The organism is Streptomyces capoamus, assembly GCF_014654935.1.
GTDB classification, from domain to species: Bacteria; Actinomycetota; Actinomycetes; order Streptomycetales; family Streptomycetaceae; genus Streptomyces; species Streptomyces capoamus.
Genome location: NZ_BNBF01000035.1, coordinates 378 through 15,981 on the forward strand (window position 1 = coordinate 378; position 15,604 = coordinate 15,981).

The 15,604-nt window shown below is 69.1% G+C and carries 17 protein-coding genes and 1 pseudogene; 6 read left to right on the forward strand and 12 right to left on the reverse strand.

Annotated elements, in window-relative coordinates; genetic code table 11:
• Nucleotides 1-81: 81 nt before the first annotated feature.
• Both IE312_RS34590 and IE312_RS34595 read right to left on the reverse strand, forming a co-directional pair.
• Nucleotides 82-336: a hypothetical protein gene (locus IE312_RS34590; RefSeq protein ID WP_189986178.1), complete on the reverse strand. Its 255-nt coding sequence runs from the start codon at nucleotides 334-336 to the stop codon at nucleotides 82-84.
• Between the two features lie 139 nt (nucleotides 337-475).
• Entirely contained in the window at nucleotides 476-850 is a 375-nt protein-coding gene (locus IE312_RS34595) for a transposase (protein ID WP_306419854.1), read from the reverse strand.
• A 209-nt stretch (nucleotides 851-1,059) separates the two neighbouring features.
• Here IE312_RS34595 and IE312_RS34600 point away from each other — a divergent pair, with 209 nt between their 5' ends.
• Complete coding sequence (locus IE312_RS34600) at nucleotides 1,060-1,599, forward strand: ArsR/SmtB family transcription factor (protein ID WP_189986179.1); 540 nt, start codon at nucleotides 1,060-1,062, stop codon at nucleotides 1,597-1,599.
• Nucleotides 1,596-2,906, forward strand: coding sequence for an MFS transporter (locus tag IE312_RS34605; RefSeq protein ID WP_189986180.1), 1,311 nt, complete (start codon nucleotides 1,596-1,598; stop codon nucleotides 2,904-2,906). Before IE312_RS34600 ends, IE312_RS34605 begins: the two co-directional genes overlap by 4 nt.
• 1,095 nt (nucleotides 2,907-4,001) lie before the next feature.
• On the opposite strand, the gene IE312_RS34610 is transcribed toward IE312_RS34605, so the two are convergent.
• The 3 genes from IE312_RS34610 to IE312_RS34620 all read right to left on the reverse strand — a co-directional run bounded on the left by IE312_RS34610 (nucleotide 4,002) and on the right by IE312_RS34620 (nucleotide 6,927).
• Complete coding sequence (locus IE312_RS34610; protein ID WP_189986181.1) at nucleotides 4,002-4,352, reverse strand: hypothetical protein; 351 nt, start codon at nucleotides 4,350-4,352, stop codon at nucleotides 4,002-4,004.
• Between the two features lie 365 nt (nucleotides 4,353-4,717).
• Nucleotides 4,718-4,888, reverse strand: a complete 171-nt coding sequence (locus IE312_RS34615) for a hypothetical protein (protein WP_189986183.1) — start codon at nucleotides 4,886-4,888, stop codon at nucleotides 4,718-4,720.
• A gap of 548 nt (nucleotides 4,889-5,436) precedes the next feature.
• Entirely contained in the window at nucleotides 5,437-6,927 is a 1,491-nt protein-coding gene (locus IE312_RS34620; protein ID WP_229900790.1) for a thiopeptide-type bacteriocin biosynthesis protein, read from the reverse strand.
• Between the two features lie 230 nt (nucleotides 6,928-7,157).
• Between IE312_RS34620 and IE312_RS43195 the strand changes: the two are divergent.
• Nucleotides 7,158-7,717: pseudogene (locus IE312_RS43195) on the forward strand (NsdA family TPR-like regulatory protein); the annotation flags it as partial.
• The gene (locus IE312_RS34630; protein WP_189986186.1) at nucleotides 7,714-8,256 is read left to right on the forward strand and encodes a GNAT family N-acetyltransferase; all 543 of its coding nucleotides are present in this window, start codon (nucleotides 7,714-7,716) and stop codon (nucleotides 8,254-8,256) included. The pseudogene IE312_RS43195 and the gene IE312_RS34630, both read left to right, overlap by 4 nt.
• A 47-nt stretch (nucleotides 8,257-8,303) precedes the next feature.
• Here the strand turns inward: IE312_RS34630 and IE312_RS34635 are convergent, their stop codons facing one another.
• On the reverse strand, nucleotides 8,304-8,528 hold the full coding sequence (locus IE312_RS34635) for a hypothetical protein (protein ID WP_189986188.1): 225 nt from the start codon (nucleotides 8,526-8,528) through the stop codon (nucleotides 8,304-8,306).
• Between the two features lie 80 nt (nucleotides 8,529-8,608).
• On the opposite strand from IE312_RS34635, the gene IE312_RS34640 reads away from it, so the two are divergent.
• Nucleotides 8,609-8,782 carry a hypothetical protein gene (locus tag IE312_RS34640; RefSeq protein ID WP_189986189.1) on the forward strand — a complete coding sequence of 58 codons (174 nt, stop codon included), beginning with the start codon at nucleotides 8,609-8,611 and terminating at the stop codon, nucleotides 8,780-8,782.
• 184 nt (nucleotides 8,783-8,966) lie between these two features.
• On the opposite strand, the gene IE312_RS34645 is transcribed toward IE312_RS34640, so the two are convergent.
• The 5 genes from IE312_RS34645 to IE312_RS34665 all read right to left on the reverse strand — a co-directional run bounded on the left by IE312_RS34645 (nucleotide 8,967) and on the right by IE312_RS34665 (nucleotide 13,165).
• The gene (locus IE312_RS34645; protein ID WP_189986191.1) at nucleotides 8,967-9,191 is read right to left on the reverse strand and encodes a hypothetical protein; all 225 of its coding nucleotides are present in this window, start codon (nucleotides 9,189-9,191) and stop codon (nucleotides 8,967-8,969) included.
• An 87-nt stretch (nucleotides 9,192-9,278) separates the two neighbouring features.
• Nucleotides 9,279-9,461 (reverse strand): hypothetical protein, encoded by a 183-nt coding sequence (locus tag IE312_RS34650; protein WP_189986193.1) that lies wholly within the window; start codon nucleotides 9,459-9,461, stop codon nucleotides 9,279-9,281.
• Nucleotides 9,462-9,734: 273 nt separating this feature from the next.
• Nucleotides 9,735-10,076, reverse strand: coding sequence for an SCP2 sterol-binding domain-containing protein (locus IE312_RS34655; RefSeq protein ID WP_189986195.1), 342 nt, complete (start codon nucleotides 10,074-10,076; stop codon nucleotides 9,735-9,737).
• Nucleotides 10,077-10,705: 629 nt separating this feature from the next.
• Nucleotides 10,706-12,706 (reverse strand): PLL family lectin, encoded by a 2,001-nt coding sequence (locus tag IE312_RS34660; protein WP_189986197.1) that lies wholly within the window; start codon nucleotides 12,704-12,706, stop codon nucleotides 10,706-10,708.
• A gap of 255 nt (nucleotides 12,707-12,961) precedes the next feature.
• On the reverse strand, nucleotides 12,962-13,165 hold the full coding sequence (locus IE312_RS34665) for a hypothetical protein (protein ID WP_189986199.1): 204 nt from the start codon (nucleotides 13,163-13,165) through the stop codon (nucleotides 12,962-12,964).
• Nucleotides 13,166-13,416: 251 nt separating this feature from the next.
• Between IE312_RS34665 and IE312_RS34670 the strand changes: the two genes are divergently transcribed.
• Nucleotides 13,417-13,812, forward strand: a complete 396-nt coding sequence (locus IE312_RS34670; protein WP_370467664.1) for a hypothetical protein — start codon at nucleotides 13,417-13,419, stop codon at nucleotides 13,810-13,812.
• Nucleotides 13,813-14,155: 343 nt separating this feature from the next.
• Here IE312_RS34670 and IE312_RS34675 read toward each other — a convergent pair whose 3' ends face one another.
• A complete protein-coding gene (locus IE312_RS34675) occupies nucleotides 14,156-15,322 on the reverse strand; it encodes a S1 RNA-binding domain-containing protein (protein WP_229900803.1) in 1,167 nt (388 codons plus the stop codon).
• Nucleotides 15,323-15,604 lie beyond the last annotated feature (282 nt).

Consider the following 15,604-nt stretch of genomic DNA (forward strand, 5'->3'; position numbering starts at 1 on the left):
TCTTGCCGGCTGTGAAGCTCCAGGTGTGCGTCGGGCAGCCGTGGCCTCCTGCGTTGGGGAGGCGGCCGCCGGTACATGCTTTTACGGCCTGGTGATCTCCATGGCGCGGAGGTTACGCAGTGTCCCGTCTCCGGCGTCGCCTTGGGAGGGGTGGAGCAGTTTCATGTTGACCGTCAGGTCGGTGCCGGGCTCGATGGCGTACCCGTCGCCGGGGCTGCGGATGATGACCGATCCGGATCCGCCGGTGCCGTCGTCGACCACCGTGTACCAGGGTTGACCGGTGGGGTTGAGGCGGGTTCGGGGCGGTGCGTCGAAGAAGATCTCCCACCTGACCACGCGGCGCTCACGGGCGGCGAGTTTGAGGTCGGAGCGGGCCCGCGCCGTTTCCCTTGTGTCGGGCCGGTGTGTGCCGGGCTCCGGCTTCTCGCCCGCTCAGACTCCGTCTGGTTGCTGATTTGGGCGAACACTGCCGAGGTCACTCGTCTCGGCGGTGATGTGCGCATGGGCGTCCTGGAGTCGCGGCGGACGGGAGGCCGCTGGGCGTCGGGTTGCGCAGACAGTCGCGGTGGGCTGCGACGCAGGATTCCACGGCCCGGCCCAGGCCCTGCCACAAGGGAAAGCGGTCAGCGACCTGCAGAGCATCGGGGGCACCGCGCCGGGTGCCCTCGGCGTAGGCACCCGCCCGATCCCGGCAAATGATCTCCACGCCAGGGTGGCGGTCCAGCCAGGCGGCCAGCGGCCCGGCTTCACGTGTAGGGAGTACATCGACCACGCGATGGTCTTCGATGCTGGTCACTACGGCGGAATAGGTCTGGCCTCGACGGATCGCGAAGTCGTCCACGCCCAGCACCCGCGGAGTGCTGAACCGCGTATCGGGCGTGTGAGTAGGTGACGTTCAGAAAGTGCCGTGCGATGGATCTTGGTTTGTCCGCCACGTCTGCCCCGGCTCGGCAGCGGATGAGGGGCTCCGGCGGAGGCCTCGTGCGCCGGGCAGCAGATTCTGGAGGTGCGCGGCAAATCCCCTTGCGCAATGGTCAAGGATTGTTGACCATTGCTCGCATGCCTACTGATGACCTTCCCGAGGCGTTCCACGTCACCACGGACGAGCAGCTACGCGCCGTCTCCAATCTGACGCGCCACCGGATCATGGCCGTGCTCCGCTTCGAGCCGGCGACGATCACGCAGATCGCCGAGCGGGTGGGCCTGGCGAAGGGAAGTTCCAGCTATCACGTGCGGCTGCTGGAGCGGGCCGGCCTGGTGAAGGTGGTGCGGACGCGGAAGGTGCGAGGGGTCACCGAGCGGTACTACGCGATGGCCGCGCGGTCAATCGTGCTGCCGGAGCCGGGCGAGGGCGGCCCCGATGTGCTGATGCGGCACGCGGTGGCGGACCTGGAGGCAGCCCCGGCGGACGCCGAGCGGCACGTACGGATGGCGCATCTGCGGCTCACCGACGAGCAGTTCGCGGAGTTGGGGGAACGGCTCCAGGCGCTGGCGGACGAGTACCGCAAGCTTTCCGATCCCTCGCTGCCCGACGCATCGCTCGTATTCGCGCTCTTCCACCCTGCGCAGAGCAGGCAGACAGACGGAGGCGCCAAGTGACCTCGGACGTACACAAGGTACGGAAGTCGCCGTTCCCGGCTGGCTTCGGACGCCTGTGGACCGCGCAGACGGTCTCCTCCCTCGGGGACGGGGTCACCCACGCCGCACTGCCGCTGATCGCGTTGACGCTGACGCGCGACCCAATGGCACTCGCCGTCGTCACGGCCGCCGGCACGCTGCCGTGGCTGCTCTTCGGGGTGCTCGGCGGTGCGCTCGTGGACCGCTGGGACCGCCGGCGCACGATGTGGGGCGCGGACGCGGCGCGTGCGGTGCTGCTCGCCGTACCGGCGGCAGCGGCCATGCTCGACGTGCTGAGCGTCCCGCTGCTCGCGGCCGTCGCCTTCCTGCTCGGCCTCGGGGGACTCTTCTTCGACACGGCCGCCACGGCCTATCTGCCGGACCTGCTCCGCCGTGACCCGGCGCTCCTGGAGCGTGGCAACTCCCGGCTGCGCGGGGCCCAGACCGCCATGTCCGGCTTCGCCGGGCCGCCTGCGGGCAGTGCGCTGCTCGCTCTCGGGCGCGCGGTTCCGCTGCTCGCCGACGCGATGTCGTTCCTCGTCTCCGCCCTGCTCGTACGCACGCTGCCTGGCGTACCCCGGCCGGTGCCCGAGGCCCGCGAGTCGCTGTTCCGCCAGGCACGCGCTGGGGCCTCGTACGTGTTCCGGGACCGGTTGCTGCTCGGGCTCGCGCTGCGTCCGGCGGTCGGGAACATCGCCTTCCTCGGCGTGGAGACCGTACTCGCCCTCTTCGCCCACGACCGCCTCGGCATCGAAACCTTCGGCTACGGCCTGCTCCTCACGGCAGAGGCCACCGGAGGTCTGCTCGGCGCGGGCATCGCCTCCTTCCTTGGCCGACGACTCGGCACCGGCACCGCGCTGACCTGCACGGCCGCTGTCGAGGGACTCGCCATCCTGGGCCTCGCCGCCGCCGCGACCCCATACGTCGCCGGCCTCGCGCTCGCCGTATGCGGCGCGGCCATGGGTGCCACGATGGTGCTCGCACCCTCCCTCCGACAGGCGATCGTCCCCGCCCACCTGATGGGCCGGGTCGCCTCCACCTCCCGCATGCTCGCCATGTGCGCCGCCCCGTTCGGCGCCTTCCTCGGCGGATGGCTGGCCACCACTTACGGCATCCGCAGCCCGCTCTACACCGCCGCCAGCCTCCTCCTCGCCATGACCGCCATCACCGCGACCATGACCAGCAACCGCCGGGTTGAGGCGGCGCTGCGTGCCGCCGCCCCGGCCGGTGGTGGGAATCACCCGGTATCCAAGGATCCCGCCAAGGAGAGCGAGTCTGACGTGGTGTGACGCCTGCCGCGAAGGCGTCAAAACGATGTCACGAGGCTCAGGCAGTTCGATTCCGGGGTTTCACTCAGGTGACTCCCGAAGTGGGGTTCTAGCTCACTTTCTGTGGAGCATGCACTCGCTAGGTGGGGGTGGGGTGTCAGTGAGCCGCACCCGCCGCCCCGAGGACGGGGTGCCTCTGGGGTTCGTCTCAGGGCGTGGTGCGCGCTGGGTTGGTGGGCAGGGCTGACGTAGGCAGGGCTGACGTGTTCGAGGTGCGACTCCTGCGCTCACGGACAGTGGTGGAACCGGGCATCCCCGCTCTGCGGCCGGGGCGCCTACCTGACGCCCTGAACCTCCGCCGACGGTTCACGAAGCCAGACTGGAGTATGAGAGGCGGCCCGGGATCTGGGGCGGGCTCGGCCCGGACAGCTCACATCCGAGCCGGTTTCTCAGGCGTGCCGGCCTGGTCCATGCGGGCGCTGTCCGGGGCAGGGGGCTGCGGCACGGCTGTCTGCGGTGGGGGTGACGGTGGCTGTGGTGTCCGGGCACGGGCGGCCTGGCCCCGCAGCAGTCGTTCGGCCATGGCCTGGATCCGGGCTGCCCGGCTGGCGAAGGGCCGGGCGCCGTTCCGGGCCGCAGCACGAAGAAATCCTCCTCGTCGTAGCGGGCTCGTCAAGCGGCACTGGCCTGCTGCGCCGAGAGGGGGGCGATGGCGGCTGCGACAGCGGGAGTGAAGCCGGCTTGATGTGTCGGGTGCGGCCGGTCGGCCTGGCGCGCGGGCCGCACGCAGGACCGACGCCTGCGACGTAGGCGTACTCCCAGTGGGTCGGCTCCCGCCGGTGGCTCCGGCTCGGCGGCAGCCACCGTGCCGCCGGTGACCGCGAGTCGGCCCGCCAGGTGCTAATCAAGCTCTCACAGGGCCGGGGCACGGTCTTCACGCCGGCACCGCCCGCCCCGGGCGACCCGGTCAGCGGTCCGACGGCCCTGACCGTGACTGCCGAGCCGTCCCCTGACCGACCACATACCTGTCGAGCAGACGGGTACCGGACCGGACTTACAGACTCCCGCAGTCCTGCACTACGGGAGTCTGTTTTGACCCGAGCGATCCTCGTTGTCTCAGTGCCGGCATCCCTGAGCGACGTAGGTACCGGCCACCCAACCCTGATGCTGGCGGCGGGGACCGGACATGACTTCTCCGTAGGCCCACCATGCGTCATCGGCTGCGACGCCCCAGCACTCGGCGTAGAAGTCAGTGTTCTTCGGTAGGACGGCCAGCACGCGCGAGCGGGTGCCGCGATCGGCACGCAGCCGGACAGCTTCTGTGGTGTGCAGCTGCGCGCCGGCCGCGTTGGTGTTGCACGCTCTGGGTTTGGGCGCCCACGGATCGGATGCGGCGGACGGGGAGGTGCAGATCACGGTGGCGAGGGCGGCGGCCGCGGCTACTGCGGCACGGATCAGTCGGTTCACGTCCGGCCAACCCGGGCCGCCATCCATGCCGTTACGGGCAGCTGGCGGGAATCACTCAGAAGGTGATCTACGGCGTTCCCCGAAGAGGCGGGCGCAGGCGGGCTGGCGTGCGCGACCTGCGTCTGAGCGCCGGGACGGTCGTTTAGACGTGCGTCTAGCAGCCCAGGTTGTAGACCGGGGCGCTGTTTCCCGTACGATCCAGCTGCGCGGATGACGCATATAACTTGACGCAGAGGGCCCCTTTCCCGGATTGCCGCCCAGGTCCAGGCGCCCTCCGTCCGCGACACAGCCAGTAAGCCCGGCCGCCTATCCATCGGCCGGGCTTACTGCTTGCCCGACGCTGCGACCCGCTCACCGCTCCTGGTTCAGGAGAAGTGCTGCACCACGAGGTTGGCGACCGCCGCGATGACCGAGGACCAGTCGATCAGGAGCTGCACGATGACCGCGCGCCGTTCCCGGCGCCGCTCGGCGGCCGCTTCCCGATCTTCCTGTTCTTCCTGGTCGTCGCTGTTCTCGACGGGTGTCTCGCCATCCATGCGGTCCTCTATGCGGCTGAGGAAGCCCGGCAAGGGGCTGCCGGGCCTTCACCGGGTGGTGAAGTACGAGGCAGCCGCTCGGAGGAACGTGACCAAGCATAGATGGGGTACCGACAGCCCCCGACCCGGGTCACCACAACTTCTACAGGTGGGACGTCGTTTGACCCAGCGTCAACTGCTTGCCTGAGCTGCGGCAACGCGGAGACGAGAAGACGTCGAGATTTTTGAACAGGGTCGACTTACGGGCCGCCTCGGCGGACAGGGCTCCCGTGCGTGGCCGCGACCGTCACGATGTTCGACGACGTCGAACTTGCAGTTGCCATGGGGTACCAGCAGCGGCATCCGCATCGGCCACGGATGGGCGAGGCGGGCCACGCCTCTCGCACAAAGACGGCGCGGCGGCCTCCGCCCACTGCTTCTTCAGGTGCTCGGTGGGCGCGACCACTCTCACCTGCGGGACGACACGGTGGTGCAGCAGCCGGGGTGCGGGGAGCGACGCACTTGATGGCGATCTCGTCGCCGGCCTTGCTGCGCGCGACTGTGGAGTTCTAGCACCACAACGGAAAGGGCCGCGTCCGTACTTCTCGACAAGGCGTTGCGACGGCTGGAGAAGAAGAGCGAAGACGTCGCCCGTGCCCGCGAGATGCTGCAGCAGGCCCTGTCACGCGAGAACACCAAGCGCCAGGGGGCGGGGCCGTCGAGACCGAGGAGGAGATTACTGAGTGATGACCGCCGAGAATTATCCCGGGCGAGCGCGTGGCGGGCCGGGGCGCGGCCGGGGCGCCGGAGCCACCGCCGCCCAGTGCGCGGGGCAGCTTGAGCTGTTCCGGGTGCGGTCCCGCCCGTACATCACCATCGACTACGCCCGCCCTGACGCCAGACGTGCGCGAGGGACTGTTCCAGTTCCTCGTCGGTTGACGGCGGCGTGGGCTCTTCCAGGGGGGTGGCGAAGAGGTCCGCGAGCGGCTCGAAGAAGAGGTGTTCGGTCCCGTCGGACTGGGGTCGGCACAGTCAGTTTCCCCCCGGCGGCAATACATCAGATCGTGGCCGAGCGTCAACGGCTGGACGCCTCTCTGGACGGAGTGACATCCCCAGGCGTTACAGCATCTGCCGGACCAGCCATCCGCGTTCGGCCATCGGCCCAGTGCTGCTTCTCGTGCGGCGCGTGACCAGATCGCTTGTTGCCGGGTGTTGAAGCCCATCCGGTTCCAGTGAAAGAGGATGTGCCGGGCCAGGGCTCCACGCAGGCCGAGCCCGAGACGGCCCTCGTGCGCGGCGGCGGCGAGTGCCCGGCCGCCGGCCTCCAGGCCCGTCACCCAACTCCGCAGCGGTGTGAGCGGACCGTCGGCAAGGGCGGGGGCGGAGTCGAACAGGAGGAACCGCTGGAGTTGCTCCGCCATGGCGCTGACTTTGTCCAACGGCACGTCCTTCGGCAGCGGCCGACGAGCCTCCACCCGCCCCCACACGTCTCCCTGCTCGCTCCACTCCAGCCCGGCGGCGCGCAGGAACAGCGCGGTGATGAGGAAGGACGTCGCCTTGGCGTCGAGGAGCTTCTTGGTTCCCTCCGTCGCGTGCCGGAAGAAGTCGAGAACGCCGACGCTGTCGGTGTGGAACAGGGAGTGGGAGATGGCCATGCCGTCCGGCCCTCCGAACGCCACGATCTCGGGCTCGTACAAAGATGGCTGCCAGTCCTTCACCACCCCCCACGACACGGCGCTGTCGAGAGCTTCCGCGACGTGGGTGATGGCTTCGTCCTGTGGCACGTCCGGGCGGTGGCGGACACGGAGACGCCAGCAGGGGTGCTTGCGCAGGAACCACCACTGGTCGACGGGCGCTTCGCTCAGGGCCGGCAGGAGGTAGGCCCGGAAGGCGTTGTCGGCTGTGGGGTAGTCCACGAACTTGATGTACACCTGTTGCCAGCCGTCGGGCTGTGCTTCGAGGGCGGCCCGACCCGCGGCGCGGTACAGCTCGACCGCAGCGGCCAGCCGGCCGACGGACGTACGCGCCCGCCGGGCGACCTCTGCAATGGGTAACTCCACCCAGGACAGACAGGACAGCGTCCTCGGCCGGGCTGGTGTCGTGTGGCTGCACCTGGTCGTCTCCCTCAGATCAGCAGCAGGCAGGCGTCCCAGTCGGTGACGGAGTCCGCCCCCTGCTCGACGCTCTGGAAGGCGAGAGCCGCACCGGCTGCGCCCTCGATGAAGCTGGGGTCCTGTGGGGCCTCGGCCATGAGGAAGCGCTGAGGTGCCCGGAGCAGCCAGCTCGTGAACCTGCGGACGCCCTCGCAGCTAACGACGTCGCCCGAGGACTGCACATCACGCGGCGTGACCCCATGTTCGCCTCCCTCGGCCTGGCTCGACAGGTCGCCATCCACGGAGCCGCACACGACCGGTCCGGTACGCGCAGGGCCTTCGACCAGGCCCAGGACGCCATGTCCCGCGCCAACCTCGACGAACACCGGCCCGTATGGATGAAAGCCTTCTACGACGAGGCCGAGCTGCACTCCCTGGCGCTGTCGGCGTACCTGGCACTCGGAGACCACGCCACGGCCGAATTCCATGCGCACCGCTGCCTGGCCGCCCTGCGCCCGCACATGGTCCGCTCCCGGGCGATCACCACGACCCGTCTCGCACACGCTCAGCTCGCACAGGGCGACGCCGATACGGCTACCGCCACCGCCATGCAAGTTCCTGCCGATGCCGCTACCCAACACCCCCGGTCTCCCGCATGCTGAGCGAGTTCGGGGCCGCCCTGCGCGCCACCGCTCCCCGCAGCCCCGTGACGCAGACCTGGAACGAGCACGTAGCCGCATGGAGGGCACCAGCATGACCACAGCGCCGGGCGCGGAAATCCGCACGTCCGCGAACCTCGATGAGGTCCGAGCCGACTTGATCGACGTGTACGCCGAAGTCCGCGCGCCACTGCTCCACCTACCGAACTACCAGGTCACCGCGTTCGGTGAGCGCCTGGACCGACACGGCGGAGAAGCGGGGTTCCAGGCCGTACTCGCCTACGCGGACGGTCACCCCATCGGCTACGCCTACGGCAACATCATCAGCCACGGTGACAGGTACTGGCAGCGCACCAGCCCCACGCCGGCGGAGCAGTACACCTCAGGGCAGGCGTTCGCCCTGAAAGAGATCGGGGTGAGACCCGCGTGGCGCGGCACAGGCACCGCACGGCGCATCCACGACGCGCTGCTGGACACCCGCGACGAACCGTACGTGACGCTCATGGTCAACGCCGCAGCCGGCGACGGCAAAGTCCACGACCTTTACCGGGCATGGGGTTACGAGGACATCGGACACAGCCAGCCCTCGGCCGCCTCCCCCATCCTCACGGTCATGATCCGCGCCACCCACCTGTAGCCCGACACTGGACGGATCACGGTGTGCTTGCGCGGAGCCGGCGGCGCTCAGGCGTTGTAGCCCTTCTGCTTCACGCCGTGCCCCCACTTCGCAGCGACCTCAGCGAAACACGCCCGGCACAGCGGGTTCGCGCCGCTGCCGTAGCGCTTGCACTTCGCCTGGCAGCGCGTGCACGAGCCCGCCTCACCCTCGGTCCAGACCGGCAACGGGTAGCCGCCCAGCTCGACCTCTGTGGGTGTGGCTATCGGGTGTGTCCTTTGCTGCTCAGCCACGGCCGAAACGACCGCTTCGAACAGAATAGAACAGGCCACCACCCGATCTCGATGTCGGTGGCCGCCCGTACGGTGCAGGCATGCCCATCCCTTCCCGGCCGCACGGCCAGGTGGCGTCTGCCCTGGATGACATCAACGCCCGCATCCGCCGGCTCATGGGTCAACCGGCGAGCAAGGACCGCACGCAGCGGTATCACAAGCTGCTCGCCGAGTGGGGCGACCTGGTCCGGGGCGACGTCGAGCCGGCCGCTTGAAGCATGCCGCCCCCGCCCGGTAGCCGGGCGGGGGCACAAGGTCCAACCTGATCAGCGCAGCCAGCACAGTCGGAATAGGACACCGACCACGGTACGCGCGGGGTCGGACATCGCCAGGCCCTGCACGGCAGGGGCCCCCGACCCCTCGGAGCGGAGAGGGGACGGGGGCCGTCTCGGGGTGGTGTCAGCGAGCGACGACGCCGGTCACCACGCCGGCGAGGCCGGTCAGCGCACCAAGGGCAGGCAGCGGCCACCGCCCGGACTCCAGCAGCGAGGCGAGCCGCGCTTCGTCCCGCTGCTGCCGCGGCGTCTCGCCCAGCTCCAGCGCGCGCAGCCGGGCCTCGTGGTCCGACGTCCGTCTTGATCTCCCGGTTGTCGGCGAGGATGCCGTCCAGCTTGCCGTCCACACGGGACACCAGCCGCGACACCAGCTGCACCTCCCGGTACATCTGGACCGGGGAGATGTAGACGCCCTGCTCGGACGGTGGCTGCGTCGTCATGACCGGCTCTGGCGGACCAGGTCGGCGATGTCGTCCGTCGAGCGGTACCGCGGGGGCCGCGCCCAGCCGAGGAGCGCGCCCGCCGCTCCCTGTACCCAGGCCGGCCACGCGACCTTCTGCGCGATCCGCTCGAGGAGCCGGAACACCACGTAGTACGCGCCGGCCACGGCGAGCGTCACGGCCGCCTGCGCTGTGTCACTGTCCAGGCTGAATCATCTGCTTTCGTACTCGGTCCAGGAACACGACGCCGCGGCGAGCGGGAGGCAATCCCGGCTTCGCCGCACAGGACCGCAGACGGGCACGCATGCTGGCTGAGTGCAGCATCGGCCGGTGGATCAGGCCGGCGGGGCGGCCGCCCTCGTGGTGCCGGCACGTCCGCAGACCCGGCAGTATGAGGCGAGCGCCGCCAGCCGCCCGTGGCGGCCAGCGGCGCTCGTTGCGAAGCCGCGTGGTCACTTACGGCACAGCTCCATCAGCTTGCCCATCCACGCCGCTGCCATGGGATCACCGCTGACACGCATCTTGCCGTCGAAGTAAAGGCGTTGGAACGCGGCGTCGTCGTCGTACCCCTTCTGGAAGTCCGCGGCACCCATCGTGATGCGGGCATCTTCTCCACCGGGCTGTCCTTCGCTGACCGTGGGGACCGCTGAAGAGCCGTCGATCATCCACCGACCCCCGCCTTCTCCAGTGAGATCCAGCTGGATCTTCTTCCGGAGCGATTTGGCCTGCTGCGGGTCCTCGGCGAACGTCTTGGGGAGTTTGGTGTTGAACAGGTGCTGGATGTCGACGGACACTGCTCCTCCATCTGTGCCTGCGGTGTTCGGTCGACGGCGACAGTAGGGCGCACCCAGGGACAGATGGGCTCGAATCGCGGGAGATCACCCGGTCGGCGTGCGCGCAGGGAGGCGCCGGCGAAGTCGTGCGCGGACTGCGGAGCCTGGACCGCCGGAGTCCACGACACGAGGCTGCCGAGCTAGTCGGGGCGACGGAGGGCGGAAAGTTCTTGATGCCGGGGTAGAGCAGGCCGCGGGTGGGGTCCCGGCGAAACCAGGTCGCGAGCTGGACATCGCGCGGCCCGGTGTTGTCCGGGTCGGTCACCCACTGCGTGTCCGCGCGCGCCGGTCCGGTGTCACCGTGAACCCGTACGTCCTCCGCTAGCAACAGCGTACCGAGAGCCTCCTGCTGTGACTGAGCACGCTAGGTGGCCCAGATGGACAACTTCGATGCTCAGTTCCCGGTGTGCCAATGTTCTTACCGACGCCCGTGGCATCGGCTGCGAGCAAGCGATATCCATCCCGAAAGCTGGCCGGAGACTGCGCAGAAGCTAGCAGGGCCCGGCGCTGGTAGTCCGCTCCGCCGGGCGGTGCGCGTGGCCGACGGCATGCCGGCCACGCGTTGTTGTGCGGCCCCGGTCGGGCGGGGGTCAGCGGCGGTACATCACATACAGCCTGCCCTGGTGTGAGATGGCCGAGGGCTCGTCGCGCAGGTCGATGCCAGTGCCGTCGCCGGCGCGCTGGAGCGGGGTTTCCCACCGTTCGTTGTAGTTGATCGCGGAGTAGAGCTTGCCGTCGGTCCCACGAACGAAGATCCACATCTTGTTGTCGTGGATGGCCAGCGCGGGGCCGTGGCGGGTCACTCCGCCAGGGGCGCTCGCCGTCTTCCACGGCGCGCCGCCTTCCGAGGTGGTGGCGTGCAGCGTTTGGTCCGTGCCGCTGGCCAAACGCCACATCCGGCCCTGGTGGGGCGCCATCGCGACCGGCCGGTCCACCACCCACGCGGAGTTCTCGGCGTACGAGGGGGACCAGTTGTTGGCGTTGCGGTAGTTGATCCAGGGGCGGCCGTCGGGGCCGATGTGGGTGAGCCACAGGTCACCGCGGTACTCGCTGATGGCCAGCGTAGGGCTCTTGGCGGAGGTGTAGCCGTCGAACCGGGAGATGCCGCTCCAGGAAGTGCCGTTGAAGGTGCGCCAGTACAGGCCGTCGTTGGTGCCCGTGACGGCGTAGTACAGCTTGCCGTGGGCCACGCCCACCGAGGGTGCGTAGAAGCTCACGTCGTTTCCGATGCGTTCGGGGGTGCGCCAGGTGCCGTTCTCATGGCGGGTCCACATCACCGCCTTGTCACCGGGGCGTACGTAGAGAACGTAGAGGTGGTTGTTGTAGGTGTTCACGGCGGGCGGGGTCATGCTCTCCCACGGCAGCGTGACCGGTGCGCTCCAGGTGTTGCCGGTGCGCACGGCGTACTGGAGCTGGCCGGTGGGGAAGGGAACCGGGTTGCCGGAGTACTTGACCTTCAGCACATGGTGGCCGAGGCCGTTGAAGTGCCAGTCGGTGCCTTTGCCGTAGGAGAGCAGAGCCAGGTCGTACTGGTCCAGGAGGAACACGCGCGTGCAGGAGAGGTCGTCGTCGTTGCGGGCGTGGACGACGACCCAGGCGAACATGGTGGCGATCTCGGCGGCGATGCCGAGGACCATCTCGGAGTAGCCGCCGGGCAGCATGCCCGCCAGCATCCAGCCCCAGTTGCTGAACATGTAGTCGCTGAGCCCGACGAGGAGTTCCATGAGGGCCTTGGCCCACTGCGGGGGGCTCTGGTCGGCCTCCCACACCGACACCGCCAGCATGAGGCCCTCGCTGGCCTGGCCGTCGAAGACCGTACGTCGCGAAGTGTCGAAGGCACGGGACTGACCGGCCTTCATCGCCCCGAACTCCTGCGAGATGAAACCCGTGCCCGCCTGCTTGTCGCTGCCGGTGGAGCAGGACCAGTAGATCTCGTCCTTGCCACCCCACTGATCCCCCACCGCCCGGATACAGCGGAAGTTCTCCAGCTCCAGCTTCACCCGGAACGACGCAGCCGCCGGCCCGGCATCCTGCGCCTGCTGCTCTTCGCCCCCGGCCTCGGCAGCGGAGGCGGAGGCCGGCCGGAACCGGTCGAAGACGGTGGCGCCGAAACCGTACTCGGACAGGCCCCGCACGAAAGCGTCGCTGTCGGCCGGCCCGCCGGCCGCGACCGACTCACGGCTGACCACCGCCGTATTGGGCCGCGCCGCGTGCTCCCGCGCCAGCGCCGGCAGAACCTCCTTGAGGTTGCTGAGCTGGAAGCCGGTGGTCACCGGCAACTGGGAGATCACCGCAGGCACCACGGCCACCTGACTCCCCAGCGACTGCACCGCCTCCCGGTACACCCCGCCCCAGGCCCTGATCTCCTGCTCGGGGAGCACCGCACCCAGCACGTTCACCAGACGACGCTCCAGTTCGGTGAGCGTCTGGCCCTGCCGCAGCCGGTCCGCAGCATGCAGCGCCGCCCCGACCAACACATTCGCGTGCCCCTGCGTGCTCCACCGCGCCGCCCGCGGATTCTTCGACGTTCCCGTCAGCGAGGCCCGCAACCGCTCCAGCCGCACCTCCGGCGTCGCATCCCCAGCACCCATGAACAACCCACCCCTTCCACACCCGCAGACCCCAGCGGCCCGCAGCCGACCCGGACGCTACGCGCGATGATCAACAAGCGGACCCAGATGGCAGCAAATCGCTGGAACACGACCGAAAGCCACGTCTTGCCCCCCACCTCGGCACCTGGGAGACATGGCGCGCCCTGCACCGGAAAGTGCTGCACACACAGAGCGCCGTGGTCGGCCAGGCCGGCCAACCACGGCGCTCAGATCAGGTGCGGCCCGGCCGCGGATTCACGCCGGCAGAAGCCCGGTAACCGGGGCAAGCAGCCCCAGCACAGGATCCAGGGCCTGCGTAGCCCGCCCCGGCTGGTTGAGCTGATTGAGCTTGCCCACCCCATCAGTGGGGTTCTCGTCTGCCTGGGCAGGAAGGGAAGCCAGGGAGAGGCCAGCAACGGCAAGCGCCGTGGTGACAGCTAGTTTGCGCGCGTTCGTCATGTCTGATCAACGAACGCAGCCGCCCCGGGGCACCCCCTGGGCAACTGGAACCCCGCACGTGGGCCAACTAGCGTGCTCAAGGGCCATCTAGCGCGCACAGTCACAGCTGTGACTGAGCGCCTCAGTTGGCGGGTCTCGCCAACTGAGGCGCTCAGCGTGACGTGTCTCCCCGCCCGGGGGGAGGGGAAGCCATGGTGCGGCGGCGTCCCAGCCTCTGGCAGTCAGCCACGGTGCCGTGAGATCGTCCGCAGGTGACCGATGCTGCTGGTGGGGCAAGGACCTTGAGACGGCCGGACGACCGCGCTGCGTCCGCCCTGCGCTTCGCGACGGAACTCGTCGCGTGGGTGGCCACCCCCTGGGCCCTGGCCAGCCACTCATCGCTGCTTGCCGCCCTGTCCGTGCTGGCCCTGATCGGCCTTCCGACGTTGTTCTCCACTCCGGGAGACAAGGCCAACGTGATCATCGCGGTGCCGGGCTGGGTCACGATCCTGCTGGTGCTGCTCCAGCTAGCTGCGGCCGTGGCCTTCTCGTGGCTGGCCTGGCCCTCCTGGGCGGCGGCCCCCGTGACTCTGCTGGCTGCCGCCACCCTTGTCACAGAGCGTCGACGCTGGCGGTGGCTGGTCTCCGCGAACCGACTCGCCAACTGAAACGCTCACTCGCCAACTAGAGCGCTCAGTCACAACAGCTGTGACTGAGCGCGATACCTGGCCTGGATGGTCAACTCCGATGCTCAACATTGCGGCAGGTGTATGGCGGGCAACGACTGGCGCCCCCGGCCGCGTGGGGGTGAAGCTTCTGCACCACCCCTCGAACGGCCCCGCGAGCGGGAGCAAGGGCTACGCGGCGTTCGACGCCTGCTGGCGGAAGTCCGGGAAACAGCCGACACGGCCTTGTACTCCCGAAGCTGCCGCGAAATAACAAGTAGCTCTGCGTCAGCAGGGCTACTCGGCCTGCACCGGATTCCTCTCGTCGTCAGTCACACGGCTGACCCTAGGTAGTAGAGGTAGGGGCCTGGACGTGCGACAGGGCGATACGACGGCGAGTGAGATCGACGTCGATGATCTTGACGGTGAGGGCGTCGCCGACCTCGACGACGTCTCTGGACGACTCATCCAGCTCGCTGGTGTGCACGAGCCCCTGGAAGCCGTCCTCTCGGTCCTCGATGCGGACGAAGACGCCGAACGGCACGATCTTGGTGACCGGCCCGCTGACCACCTGGCCGATCCTCTGTGCTATCTGCGGCCACGGGTCTTCCTGCACTGCTCGGAGCGACAGCGGTACCCGTTCCCTGACCATGTCGACGTCGAGGACCTCGGCTGTGACCTCCTGGCCGACGCTGACGACGTCGGACGGGTGATCGAAGGGGCGCCAGGACAGCTCCGGGATGTTGATCATCGCGGTGAAGCCGCCGATGTCCACGAAGGTGACGCCGAAGCTGGCGATGGTCGTCACTGTGCCGGTGACGACCTGGCCGCGCCGCAGGGTCTTCAGGAACGCCCAATTCCGGTCGCTGGGTGTCGGTTCGGTCTGCCAGCGAGCCCGTAGGACGCCGTCGCTGTCGGGCAGCACAGCGGTGAACAGCGGGAGGTCTTCACCGGCATACATGGATACGACGCCGGCAGCACGCGCGGTGGCGAGCTGGGAGGTCACTGCCTCGAACTGGGTCTCGTCCACGACCGTGCTCTTGATCTGCCCGTCCTCGTCCTCCCAGACGATCTCCACGAGGCCTTCGTCGGGCAGAGCGGCAACGGCCTTTTCGACGTCGGTGAGCAGGTCCGGCCAGATTGCCAGCTGTGCGCGTGGAGCCAGCTGGGAGCGCACAGTCTCGATGTTGTCGCGGGTCAGGCGGTGCCACCGGGAGGCGTTGACGGCGAAGACCTCCTCCAGGAACATCGCGCGGTGGGCACTGACGGTCCAGTGCAGGCGGGCCCAGAAGTCGGCGTCGGCCGGCCGCTGCACGTATGCGGCGCCGTCGGGGGCGAAGTCGTACGGCGAGGCGTCTATGCGTTCCGGGAACAGGCCGAGCGCGCGGGTGCGGGCCAGTGCGGTTTCGCAGGGCTGGTTGCTGCCGATGTAGAGGTACTGGTCCCAGCCCACGTGCACGGCGAACGCTCCCCCTGCCTCCAATCGGCACCAGGCGCCGTTGTCGCGGAGCATGGACCGGACGAGTTCCAGACCGACGGCGATCGGCACCAGAGCGCCGTCGTGGAACCCGGCCGGGCCGGCCGGGAACAGGTCGGCCAGGCCGTAGCCGTCGACCGGTGGCTCCAAGCCGAAGTGGGCGAAGCCTCCGATCTGTGGCTCGCGGATCTCCAGCTGGTCAATGCCTGCCGCCTCCGCGAAGGCGGCGATTGCCGCCAGGTACGCCTCCTCGACCGGCCCGTGGTCACTGACCGTGTCCTCGGCCCCGGTGTAGTGACCGCGCTCGTCACGGTGGGC